Below are 11668 nucleotides of genomic sequence, written 5' to 3' on the forward strand. Positions count from 1 at the left end.
CACAGCACAGGTCGGCCACTGTCACCATGTACCGCGACTTCTGCCGCGTGAACATGTTCGGGAATACCACCGAGTACGACCGGAAACTTCCTATCACTCGTATACGCTAATGCGTCTCTGGAATCTCACAACGCGGCAGTTCGAAACCGTCCTCGCAGCGACCACGCTCGCAGTGTATGTCCTCATCGCGACGGGCGCGACGCTCGCGTCGACAGGAACGACGACCTGCTCGCAGTGGCCCGTCTGTGTCTCGAACTCGGGGCTGTTCACCCCTGGATTTCTCCTCGTCGTCGGACACCGGGCACTGACAGCACTGGTCGGTCTCCTGCTCGCAGTGACGCTTCTCGGTGGGCTGTCTGTCTCACTCGACTGGCGCGCCCGAGTGGCCCTGTACAGCGTCGGCGTCGCCTTTCCGTTGCAGGTCTCGGTTGGCGCGCTCGTTGTCCTCACGGATGTGTCTGCAGTCACAGAGATACATCTGGCGCTCGGGACTTGCCTGTTCGTCTTGCTCCTGACTGCGCTATCCTGGACGCTCGAAGACGGGACCGGCGAATCAGACACAGCCACGCCAGAGCCAGCGGTCACGGAACGCGATGTCGTCACAGACGAGACGAGTGCACAATCCCATTCGGAGCGTCCCTCCGCGGGAGCCACGGCGACGGCACGCGCATACCTCGAACTGACGAAGCCGCGCCTGATGTGGCTGCTCTGTCTGCTCGCACTCGCCGGGATGGCGCTGGCGACGACGACCGGACAGTGGCCGACCGGGCTCGAAGTCGCCGGAACGCTCACGGGCGGTATCCTCGCTATCGGCGCGAGTGGGACGTTCAATCACCTCTACGAGCGCGACCGTGACCAGCAGATGGAGCGGACGAACGACCGTCCCGTCGCGACAAACGAGATTCCACCCCGGAACGCGGCCGCGTTCGGGTGTGTCCAACTCGCGCTCGCGATGGGCATCCTCCTCGTTTTTGTCAACGCTCTCGCGGCAGCGCTGACGCTCGCGGCCGTCGTCTACTACAGCGTAGTCTACACTGTCGTTCTGAAGCCGAACACCTCCTGGAACATCGCAATCGGCGGCGGCGCTGGCGCACTCCCCGCGCTCATCGGCTGGGCCGGCGTGACCGGCTCTGTCGGACTCGGTGGGCTGTTGCTCGCCGTGTTGGTCGTCGTCTGGACGCCGCCGCATTTCTACAACCTCGCTATCGTCTACAGAGACGACTACGCCCGCGCTGGCTATCCGATGTTTCCGGTCATCGCTGGTGTCCCGGCCGCGCGGCGTCGCATCCTCCTCACGCTCGGTGCCACGCTGCTAGTGACAGTGGGGCTAGTCGTCTGGACGCCGCTCGCCTGGCTGTTCACCGTCGCCTCGGTGCTCGCGGGTGGCCTGTTCTTCTGGAGCACCGTCTCGCAGTGCCGGCTCCGGACTCGTGACGCAACAATGCAGACGTTTTTCATCTCGATTGCCTATCTCGGTATCGTCCTCGGCGCAATCGTCGTCGAGACAGTGGCCGTCCACTCATGAGCAATACAACTACGACTCACCGCGTTGTCGCATCGCTCACCGGCCGGGTTCCGACGACGACCGGCTTGACACTCCTGGCTGGCGACCTCGTGGCGCTGTTTGCCTTCGTCGTCGTCGGCCAGTACAAACACGGCTATCTCTTCTGGGAGTATCCGAGTCGGACGGTCCTCATCTCCGCGCCACTTGTCTGCTCGTGGCTCGTCGCTGGGGTCGTCTGCGGGCTCGCCACAGCTGGCTCGGTCGCGAACTATCGCCGCGCAGTCCTGTGGATGGCCCCTGTCTGGCTCGTCGTGGCGGTCGTCGGCGGCGTCATCAGACGGACGACACTCGTCCCCGGCTACGCGCCGCCGTCGTTTTTCATCGTGAGTATTCTCTTTGGCTGGCTCTTTCTCGGCGGATGGCGACTGCTCGCGGCGAAACTGCTGTGACCTTGCGCTGCTGTCACTGCTGTGCGAGGCCAATCGCGTCGGTGTCGATGTAGTCGACGTCGTTGGTGAACTGTTTGATTACCTTCTCTTCTGCCCGGTGGAGTGTTTCGCTACAGGTGGACTTCGCGAGGTCGAGGTCCGCCGCGAGGTCGGTCAGCGTGTTCGTCCGCGGGGTGTCGTAGTAACCGGTCTCCACTGCGTGTGTTAGAATCTCGATCTGTCTGTCGGTTAGCAACTGCGTGGTCTCGATTTCGTGTGTGACCGAGCGCACGTCGAAGGTGATGTCGAACTCCCGAAGCTGGTCTGCCAGTCGCGACAGGCGGTCCTGTGTCGCGGTAATCTCCCAGTTGACGCTCCCGTCCCTGACCCGGAAGGGCAGTTCGAGGGGCGTTCCGGCCTCCTTGACTGGCAACAGCAAAATCGGCTCCGAGGTCTCGAACTGCACTAACAGCGTGTCGGCCGTCTGTTTGAGCAGGTTCACCTCGAGTACCGCCTCGTATGTCCGCATCGCTGCGACAATCTCCTCCCCGTCGGTGGCGGTTATCTCTGCGAGTGCCACCCCTCCGATCTCCTTCGGAAACGCGGTGAGAACCTCGAACTCCGCGTCTGCGTACTCCCGAGAGAGTTCGCCGACCCAGATATTCTCGGGAATCGTAATTGTCAGTCTAGCGGTTGGCATACTCTATATCCGAGCCGCTCCCTGCGTATCAATGTTCCCGAACATATTCGCCCCTATGGCGAGACGTTCTTACCGAGTGAGACTGGACACAAGGCGTAACCGGACTGGCAGTCTTCGTTCGGATATGGAAACAGTCTCGGTCACCCGGACGTTCGACGCGTCGCCAGAGTCGATTCGTGGGCTGGTGACTGACGTGCGGCCGTTTATCGAGGCGTGCGGTTTCGACGACGTGTCGGTGACCGGTTCCGCGGTTCATATCGAAAACAGCGTCGGGCTTCTCACTATCGAACTCGACCTCGAACTCGTCGACGAACCGGGTGCTGTTCTCGCTTACGAGCAACGCGAGGGCATCTTCGACACGATGACAACGAGATACGAACTCGACGCCGGAGCGTCTACGACACTGACGGCCACGACCGATTTCGCACTCGATGTCGCGCTGGTGGGTGAAATACTCGATTCGACGGTCATCGAACGACAGCGACAAAAAGAATTGGCCGCACAGTTCGGGTATCTCGCGGACGCAGTTGCCGACTCCTGAGGGCTCGCCGAGTGGGTTCTCGTGCGCTCAGAACCCTCGCTCGTCTCCGACGGCGTCTGCCAGTGGCTCGGTCTCGTCGAGTGCCTGCCCGGCGAGGACACCCTCGACAGCGGCACAGGCCTCCTCGATGGGGTCGTGCGTCTCGACGTAGGCCGCCAGCGCGAACTCTGTTTCGCTCAGGCCCGTCAACTCGATGGCTTCCCTGCGAGAGAGGTCGCCCGCGTGCCAGTCAGCGAGTACATCGCGCTGGAGTGGCGTCGCCGGCGAGACAGATTCGCCAAGCAGATACAGCGTCTTCGCGGCGGTCATCGGCGCGACATCCGCCGCCCGACCGGCCGCACCCACCGAGCCACAGGCGGCGTACCGCTCTAGCACCGTCGCGGCCGCCGTTACCGAACACGGCAGTGCCGACGCGAACGGCTCCAACCGTTCGGCGAGTGTCGCATCGGTGTCGTCGACGGTCGCAACCCCCCGCGCGTCCTGTGTGTCGGTCACTTCGATTCCCGCTGCGATGTCCGCCAGCCCCATATTATCTTGATTCGAAACCATTCATAAAAAGGTGCGTCTTTTGATGGCAGCGACGGTGTGGAGGCCAGGCTATCGACTCCTAACTAACCTACCGGTAACCGGTAGGTTGTTCAATCACGATTCGGCCCAACTCCGGCCGTTTCTGGCTTCTTTAAAAGTGCATTCCGGGACAATCTCCGAGTGAAGATGGCAACGACGATGCACGCCTGTCCGGAGTGTGAGGGACAGTTACGAAGTGACGACTGCGAGACGGTCTGCCAGCAGTGCGGGCTGGTAGTTGACGAGCACGCAATCGACCCGGGGCCGGAGTGGCGTTCGTTCGCCGACGAGGACACGAACCCGGAACGCACCGGTGCGCCGCTGACGCGGTCGCGTCACGACCGCGGCCTGTCGACGGAAATCGGTCACACGAACCGACTCACCGGGCGCAAGCGGCGGCGGGTCGCTCGGATGCGCCGCCAGCACAAGCGCACCCAGATTCGCAGCAAGGTCGAGCGCAACCGCGTCTACGCGTTCACAGAGATTCGACGCCTGGTCGGGGCGCTCGATTTGCCCGAGCACATCCGCGAACAGTCCTGTGTTCTCTTCGAGTCAGCACAGGACGCCGACCTCCTGCAGGGGCGCTCGATAGAGGGGTTCGCGGCCGCGGCGGTGTACGCCACCTGTCGGGCACAGACAGTTTCCCGAACCTGCGAGGAGGTGACCGAGACGGCAAAGGCCACCCGTGCGGAACTCGACGCCGCCTACGACGCGATGAACCGCAGCCTCGGACTCCCGACCGGGCCTATCCACCCGCGGGAGTACCTCGCTCGCTTTGCCAGCAAGCTCGACCTGTCCCAGGCTGTCGAGATGCGAGCCCAGGAACTGGCAGGCGAGGCCCGCGAGCAGGGGCTCGACACGGGACGGGACCCGAGCGGCGTGGCCGCCGCCTGTCTCTACACCGCCGCTCAGGAGCGGGAGTGCTCCTTGACACAGCAGGCCGTCGCCGACGTGGCCGACGTTGCCCCGGTTACTGTGCGCTCGACGTACTACGACCTCCGGGAGTAGCTACTGCGGCAGCGTCGCGTCGGTCGCGGCCACGAGCTGCTCGGCGCGGCTGGTGAACCACGACGCCACGTCCCGATGTTGGCCTGCCCAGAGGTCGTAGGCGACCTCCGTGTTCGGCTGTCCCTCGGGAGCGCCGGGGAGAACGACGCCCAGTTCGTGTCTGCAGAGCCGCCGGTCGGACTCTTTGACGACCGCGAGGTCGTCCTCGGTTGGCTCCAGGTCGAAGGCGGCCCAAACCGCATCCTCGACGCCGGATTCGAGATGCTGGTACTCCTCTAGGTGACTCTTGACCGGCGAGATGAGGTCGGTGATGTAAGCCTCCTGTGCATCGTGAAGCAGGCCGATGAGCTGGCGACGGCGCGAGTGGCCGCGGGCGGCGAGGTCCTGGCTCACGTAAATCGAGTGCAGACCGACGCTGTAGAAAAACTGGGTCTGGCCCGAGGCACGACAGAGATTCGCGAGCCCGTGAGCGATGTCCCGGAGCCGCACGTCACTGGGACTCGGGTCGAAGGGGGTGAACTGCACACCGCTGACCGTCGTCATCGCCGATTCCGTCGGATGTTGTTTGCTCTCGGGCATGGTTGTCTATTGGAACGGATTTGGCCAATTAAGCCTCACGGTGTCGCGGCGGTCTGGTGGCTGTTCGCACGCCTACACGCCGTGGTAGCAGTCGACAGAACAGACGCCTTGATGGGGGTGGCGATACAAGGACAGCACGAATGGGACTGTTCGATACGGTAAAACAGCTACTTGGTGTCCAAGCCGAGGCGGCGGCGACAGACGAGGCCGACGCCGAGGACCTCTTCGGGATGAGTACGGCCTATGTCACGATGGAGGCCGACCTCGGCTACGAACCGACGGGCGAGGCTGCGCTCTGTTTCTCCGATGTCGACAGTACGGGCTTTAGAGAGACAGTCGACGAAGTTCGCCAGATACTCGCCACGACCGAGGAAGACGGTACCGTCGCCGATTTCCACGAAGACCAGCACGGCACGCAGTGGATTGTCGTCACCGCAAACGACTTCGAAGACCTCGTCACGAGCGTCCACTTCGGCGCGGACACGCTCATCGAGGGGCGCTATGGCTCCCGGCTGCTGGCTGCGCTGTTTGCCTTCGAGGGAACAGACCGCGCGGACGAGGCTGGACAGCGAGTCTACTGGGTGTACTCGTTCCGCCGCGGTGCCTACTATCCGTTCGTACCGACGGGCACCAGCAGCCGTGACGAACGCGTCGAACTCAAACTATCGAGCGTCCTCGACGGTGAACTCGACGTCGAAGACGACCGCGGATACTGGTATCCACTCTGGCCCTCTGCCCCGAACGCCAAGCCCTGGGAGTGAGCTACCGACCGCCTTCGACGACGGTCGCGAAGGCGACGTTCTTCTTTACTTGGTCGATTTCGATGGTCGGCTGGTCGCCCGGCCGAGCGCCGGGGACGATGACGACGTAGCCGCGCTCGACTTTGGCGATACCGTCGCCTTGGTCGCCGACGGACTCGATGGTGACCTCCCGGCGTTCGCCCTCGTCGACGGGCGGTTCCGGCGGGCCGGGTTCGCGGTCGGGCGCTGCCTCGTTAGTGTCGCTTGTCTCCGTGGAGTCAGTTTCTACCGCATGGGGCAGGACGGCGACCCGGTAGGTACTCCCGGGACGCGCGGCCTCGTTTTCTATCTCAGACTTTGGTACCTCGATAACATATTTACCTTCCTGCTCTTCGACAGTCGCAGTGAACAAACTCCGCAGGGAATCCGGAATTTCGACCATGTGATACTCGACCTAACGGCGGACACTACATTAATTCCCGGGGTCGTTTGGATTGTTGCCGGGGCGACGGCGCTTCTCGTCCGGCCGCCGGCTCCGGATAACAACGGTTTTGCCGGCGCTTCCCCGAACAGACGGTATGCTCGGGATACTGGTCTCCCGTGCCGACAGCGCCTCGGTACACATCGGTGAGCAGTTGCGCGCCGTCGCGGACTGGGAGACCCGCGAGGACGATAGCCGCCCGGACGGGGCAGGCGGCGGAACTGTCTACGAAACCGAGGGGGCACAGCTCCGCGAGTTCGGCGGCCGCCACCTCGACATCGTCCGTCCGGCTGAGGCCTTCGACGGTATCGATTTACTCGCCGTTGCCTCCCGCCACGCCGGCGAGACCGGCCCACTGCTGACGGCCCATCACACAGGTAACGTCGGACCGGCAGAACACGGCGGCGACGACAACGCGCTTGCCGAGGCCTGTCCGAACGCTCTCGGCACCGTCCGCGAGGCGCTCGAACGACACGCCCCACCCGACTACGAGGTCGGCATCGAGTGTACACACCACGGCCCCACCGACGTCGGCGTCCCGTCGCTGTTCGTCGAGGTGGGAAGCGCCGAACCCCAGTGGGACGACCCTGACGCCGCCCGGGCAGTCGCACAGGCCATCCTCGATTTGTGCGAGACGCCGCCACACCGACCGCCCGAAAACGGAAGCTGGACCGACGGCAGCGACACTCAGCGACGGCGACAGCTCGTCGGCATCGGCGGCGGCCACTACGCCCCGCGGTTCGAGCGTGTGATGGCAGAGACCGACTGGACAGTCGGGCACATCCTCGCAGACTGGGGGCTCGACGCGCTCGGCGACCTGGACACGCCGGCCGCCGAGTCGGTCCTCCGACAGGCGTTTGCCGAGAGTGCAAGCGCCTACGCACTCGTCGAAGGAACGGCGGCCCAGCGCGTCGAATCTCTCGGCTACCGCGCGGTGTCTGAAACCTGGGTCCGCGAAACCGATGGCGTGCCGCTCGGATTCGTCCGGGCAGTCGAAGATGACGTGATGACCGTCGATGCGGGCCTCCGGTTCGGTGAGCCGGCGAGAGACGGCGCGCTTCCCGACACCTATCGCGTCGTCGAGTTACCGGCGGACCTGCTCGCCGAGGCTCGTGGTATCGACCGCGAGGCGACCTACGAGGCGCTCGCGGCGACGGCGCTCGCCTTCGGAACCGACCAGGGAGGAACCCGCCCGACCGGCCCGCTCGTTCTCGGCCCGGACACCGACCGCGAGCGGGTCGTTGAGGCGTTGCTGGACGTACTGGCCTCGAAATACGACAGCGTCGAGGTTGACGAGGAGACGGTCGTCGCCAGCCAGCGCGTCCTCGACGACGAGAAAGCCCGCACTCTCGGCGTCCCCGAGGGACCGGCGTTTGGGAAACTCGCTGCCGGCAAGCCCGTCGAGGTCGACGGCGAGACTATCCCCCCCGAGGCGGTCCACGACGAACGGACCAGCCGGTTCCCGCTCTCACCCGAGTGAGAACTCCCCTTCGCTTCGTCTGGAGATTGCGAGAAAACCGCAGTCGGCGATAGTAGTTTTCACACACACTATCGTGACATGAGTGTCAGACAACGGTCAGACAGGAGGGAAAAGTAATTAATACTCGGCCCGCAATGGGTATTTAAATTATGGATTCGATTATCGACGACGCGATTGAGGAGGCCGAGGACGAGCGGGACGAGGTACGGGAGGAACCGACCGACAGCGGCCCGACAACCGAGGAACCATCGACCTCGGGGACGATGACCGACGACGAGCTCGCCGAGGTAGTCGAAGACCTCGAAACGAAAATCACCGTCGTCGGCTGTGGCGGCGCAGGCGGCAACACCGTCACCCGGATGATGGAGGAAGGGATTCACGGCGCGAAGCTCGTCGCGGCGAATACCGACGCCCAGCACCTTGCAGATGAAGTGGCGGCTGATACCAAAATCCTCATCGGCAAGAAACGGACCGGCGGTCGCGGTGCCGGTTCGGTCCCGAAAATCGGCGAGGAGGCCGCCCAAGAGAACCTCGAAGACATCCAGCAGTCCATCGACGGCTCCGATATGGTCTTTGTTACTGCGGGACTAGGTGGCGGCACCGGCACGGGAGCCGCTCCGGTCGTCGCACAGGCCGCACAGGACGCCGGCGCGCTGACTATCTCTATCGTGACGATTCCCTTTACCGCCGAAGGTGAGCGCCGGCGAGCCAACGCCGACGCGGGTCTCGAACGCCTCCGCTCTGTCTCTGATACCGTGATTGTCGTTCCTAACGACCGCCTGCTCGATTACGCGCCGTCGATGCCTCTACAGGACGCGTTCAAAATCTGTGACCGCGTCCTGATGCGCTCGGTGAAGGGGATGACCGAACTCATCACCAAACCCGGCCTCGTCAACGTCGACTTTGCCGACGTTCGCACTATCATGGAAAACGGCGGCGTCGCCATGATTGGTCTCGGCGAGAGCGACTCCGAGAACAAGGCCCAGGACTCGATTCGCTCGGCGCTGCGCTCGCCGCTGCTCGACGTGGAATTCGACGGCGCAAACTCCGCGCTGGTCAACGTCGTCGGCGGCCCCGACATGTCCATCGAGGAAGCCGAAGGCGTCGTCGAGGAGATTTACGACCGCATCGACCCCGACGCCCGCATCATCTGGGGTGCTTCGGTCAACCAGGAGTTCGAGGGCAAGATGGAGACGATGATCGTCGTCACGGGCGTCGAGAGCCCACAGATTTACGGCAAGAGCGAAGCTCAAGAAGAACGTGCCGCCCAGCAGATTGGCGACGACATCGACTACGTCGAGTAATTCTTTTCGCGTCCGTCGGTCGTTCGCGCGGCGTTTGCGACGACGAGCAGGCTACTCGTCGCCATCGCCAGCGCGGCAAACAGCGGATTCAACAGACCAGAGACCGCAAGCGGTATCGCGATAGCGTTGTAGACAAACGCCCAGGCGAGATTCTCGCGGATGCGCCGGCGGGTCGCCGCCGCGACGGCGAACACATCGGGTAGCCGCCGGAGGTCGTCGCCGAGAACGACCGCATCGGCGGCGTCGAGCGCGAGTTCGGTCCCCTGTTCGAGTGCAACGCCGATGTCGGCGGCCGCCAGTGCTGGCGCGTCGTTGCTCCCGTCGCCGACCATCGCCACCGTCTCCGTCGCCGCCAGTCGCCTGACCGTCACAGCCTTGCCGTCCGGTTTCATCCCTGCAAACACCTCGTCGACTGCAGTGTTGGCTGCCAGTCGCTCGGCGGCAGGTCCGTCGTCGCCCGTCAGGACAACCGTCCGGTCGCCGAGAGCTGTCGCGACCGATTCCCACGCCTGGCGGTCCTCGTCGCCGACGGTAAGTACGCCACGGGCCGTCCCGTCCCAGCCGACGACGACCGGTACCGCGCCTCGGTCGGCTGCGGTCGCCGCCCGACGCTCGATATCCGCGGAGACAGCGTACCCGCGGTCGTCGAACAGCTTCGGGTGGCCAACGAGGACACGGCGACCGTCGACCGTCGCGGCGACGCCACGGTCGTACCCCTCGAACGACGAGACACGCCCGGCTCGCTCGACTGCGAGAGCACCACCGTCGGTCCGGGCGTCGGGGCTTGCGGCTGCGACTGCCGTCGCAACTGGATGAGTGGCGTGCTGTTCGACGGCGCCCGCTCGCGCGAGCACCGTCTCCTCGGTCGCATCGCCCGGTGTGTAGATGTCTCGGACGGCCATCTCGCCGTCGGTCAGGGTACCGGTCTTGTCGAAGACGACGGTATCGACGGCGTCGACGTGTTCGAACAGCGCGGGCGTCGTGACGACGACGCCTCGGTCGGCCGCTGACTGGAGGCCCGATGCGACCGCAAGCGGCGTTGCCAGCCCGAGCGCACACGGACAGGAGACGATGAGCACCGTTAGGCCGGTGAGCAGTGCCGTCTGTGGTGCGGCTGTCAGGAGGAGCCAGCCGCTCACCAGCGCCGCGACCGTCAACACCAGCGGGACGAAGACCGTCGCGAGTCTGTCGGCGAACCGCTGTGCGCCCGACCGGGCGGTCTGGACCTCCCATAGCGAGTCGACGACCCGGTCGAGCGTGTTCTCACCCCGCGTCGCTTCGATCACCAGCGGCGCGTCGGTGACGACTGCGCCGCCGACGACGGTATCATCCGGCGATTTCGTCTCCGGCAGCGACTCCCCCGTGACCAGTGCCTCTTCGACTGGGGCTTGCCCCTCGCGGACCACGCCGTCGACAGGAACTCGCTCGCCCGGCTTGACGAGGAGGCGGTCGCCGGGGTCGACAGCGTCGACAGAGACCGACTCTCCGTTCTCTCTGGTGGCCGTCTCCACCTGTAGCGGCGTGAGGTCGGTGAGCAGCCCCGAGGTCTGTGCCCGGATTCGCCGCTCGTAGTAGGTTCCGGCCGTCACCGCCAACACGACGACGACGGTCACGTCGTAGTAGAGGTCGGCGTGGCCGCCGACCAGACGGACGGTGCTGTAGGTGTACGCCGCTAGCGCAGCGGTCGTCACCAGTAGGTCGACGTTCGGTCGCCTGGTCCGGAGGCTGACGTAGGCGCCCCGGAGCATCGGCGCACCAGTGTACAACACGAGGATAGCTGAGAGCGCGGCGAGATGGCCGTAGATGTGTGCGCTGTCGCCTGGCTCCAGGGGGACCAGCGGGTCGTACCCGAAGTACGTCGGGTACAGAAAGGCCGCGTACGCCGTCATCGCCATCATCCCCAGGGCGGCACCGACGATGAGGCGGTTCTCGATTGCCTCGACGTCGTCCTCACTCGTCGTGTCACGGTTCCGCGCGATGTATCCCGTCCCCGAGAGCGCCTCCTTCAGATGCTCCCGGGAGAGTGCCTCGGAGTCGTACACCACTTTGACCGCCTCGGCCGCGTAGCTCGCTTCGGCGTGATAGACGCCGTCGCAGTCGGTCGCGACCGATTCCAGATACACCTCACAGGTCGTACAGTGCATCCCGTCCATCGCGAAAAACGCGGTTGTCGCGTCCTCGGGTGCTGGCTGTCGGTCCGCCGTACCCTCGGTCGTCTCGACGTCGCCGACCGTCTGGTACACCTGCAGACAGCCCTGACAGCAGAAGACGCCCTCGACGTCCTCGCCGCGGACGGGCTCTGTCACCGGCAACGAACAGAGGCGACAGGTCGTCAT

At 64.6% G+C, this 11668-nt stretch carries 12 protein-coding genes; 7 read left to right on the plus strand and 5 right to left on the minus strand.

Features of this window, described 5'->3' with window-relative positions:
- Positions 1–109 precede the first annotated feature (109 nt).
- Both cyoE and BLR34_RS08740 read left to right on the plus strand, forming a co-directional pair.
- On the plus strand, positions 110–1525 hold the full coding sequence (gene cyoE, locus BLR34_RS08735) for a heme o synthase (protein WP_092702062.1): 1416 nt from the start codon (positions 110–112) through the stop codon (positions 1523–1525).
- The gene (locus BLR34_RS08740; protein ID WP_092702064.1) at positions 1522–1953 is read left to right on the plus strand and encodes a DUF3054 domain-containing protein; all 432 of its coding nucleotides are present in this window, start codon (positions 1522–1524) and stop codon (positions 1951–1953) included. The genes cyoE and BLR34_RS08740 overlap by 4 nt, the downstream gene beginning before the upstream one ends.
- 13 nt (positions 1954–1966) lie before the next feature.
- Here BLR34_RS08740 and BLR34_RS08745 read toward each other — a convergent pair whose 3' ends face one another.
- Positions 1967–2632, minus strand: a complete 666-nt coding sequence (locus BLR34_RS08745) for a helix-turn-helix domain-containing protein (RefSeq protein ID WP_092702067.1) — start codon at positions 2630–2632, stop codon at positions 1967–1969.
- 124 nt (positions 2633–2756) lie between these two features.
- On the opposite strand from BLR34_RS08745, the gene BLR34_RS08750 reads away from it, so the two are divergent.
- Entirely contained in the window at positions 2757–3173 is a 417-nt protein-coding gene (locus tag BLR34_RS08750; RefSeq protein ID WP_092702069.1) for a hypothetical protein, read from the plus strand.
- A 27-nt stretch (positions 3174–3200) separates the two neighbouring features.
- On the opposite strand, the gene BLR34_RS08755 is transcribed toward BLR34_RS08750, so the two are convergent.
- Positions 3201–3701, minus strand: a complete 501-nt coding sequence (locus BLR34_RS08755) for a DUF7858 family protein (RefSeq protein WP_092702071.1) — start codon at positions 3699–3701, stop codon at positions 3201–3203.
- A 186-nt stretch (positions 3702–3887) separates the two neighbouring features.
- Here BLR34_RS08755 and BLR34_RS08760 point away from each other — a divergent pair, with 186 nt between their 5' ends.
- Positions 3888–4748 carry a transcription initiation factor IIB gene (locus BLR34_RS08760; RefSeq protein WP_092702073.1) on the plus strand — a complete coding sequence of 287 codons (861 nt, stop codon included), beginning with the start codon at positions 3888–3890 and terminating at the stop codon, positions 4746–4748.
- Here the strand turns inward: BLR34_RS08760 and BLR34_RS08765 are convergent, their stop codons facing one another.
- Positions 4749–5327 (minus strand): hypothetical protein, encoded by a 579-nt coding sequence (locus tag BLR34_RS08765; protein WP_092702075.1) that lies wholly within the window; start codon positions 5325–5327, stop codon positions 4749–4751.
- A gap of 140 nt (positions 5328–5467) precedes the next feature.
- On the opposite strand from BLR34_RS08765, the gene pspAB reads away from it, so the two are divergent.
- On the plus strand, positions 5468–6088 hold the full coding sequence (pspAB, locus tag BLR34_RS08770) for a PspA-associated protein PspAB (protein ID WP_092702077.1): 621 nt from the start codon (positions 5468–5470) through the stop codon (positions 6086–6088).
- Between the two features lies 1 nt (position 6089).
- Here the strand turns inward: pspAB and BLR34_RS08775 are convergent, their stop codons facing one another.
- Positions 6090–6509: a TRAM domain-containing protein gene (locus tag BLR34_RS08775; RefSeq protein WP_092702079.1), complete on the minus strand. Its 420-nt coding sequence runs from the start codon at positions 6507–6509 to the stop codon at positions 6090–6092.
- Between the two features lie 136 nt (positions 6510–6645).
- On the opposite strand from BLR34_RS08775, the gene BLR34_RS08780 reads away from it, so the two are divergent.
- On the plus strand, positions 6646–8028 hold the full coding sequence (locus tag BLR34_RS08780; RefSeq protein ID WP_092702081.1) for a D-aminoacyl-tRNA deacylase: 1383 nt from the start codon (positions 6646–6648) through the stop codon (positions 8026–8028).
- A gap of 149 nt (positions 8029–8177) precedes the next feature.
- Entirely contained in the window at positions 8178–9332 is a 1155-nt protein-coding gene (ftsZ, locus tag BLR34_RS08785) for a cell division protein FtsZ (RefSeq protein WP_092702083.1), read from the plus strand.
- On the opposite strand, the gene BLR34_RS08790 is transcribed toward ftsZ, so the two are convergent.
- Positions 9320–11668 (minus strand): heavy metal translocating P-type ATPase, encoded by a 2349-nt coding sequence (locus BLR34_RS08790; RefSeq protein ID WP_092702085.1) that lies wholly within the window; start codon positions 11666–11668, stop codon positions 9320–9322. The two genes, ftsZ and BLR34_RS08790, sit on opposite strands and share 13 nt — an antisense overlap.

Origin of the sequence: Halovenus aranensis, assembly GCF_900100385.1 — an archaeon.
Lineage (GTDB): Archaea > Halobacteriota > Halobacteria > Halobacteriales > Haloarculaceae > Halovenus > Halovenus aranensis.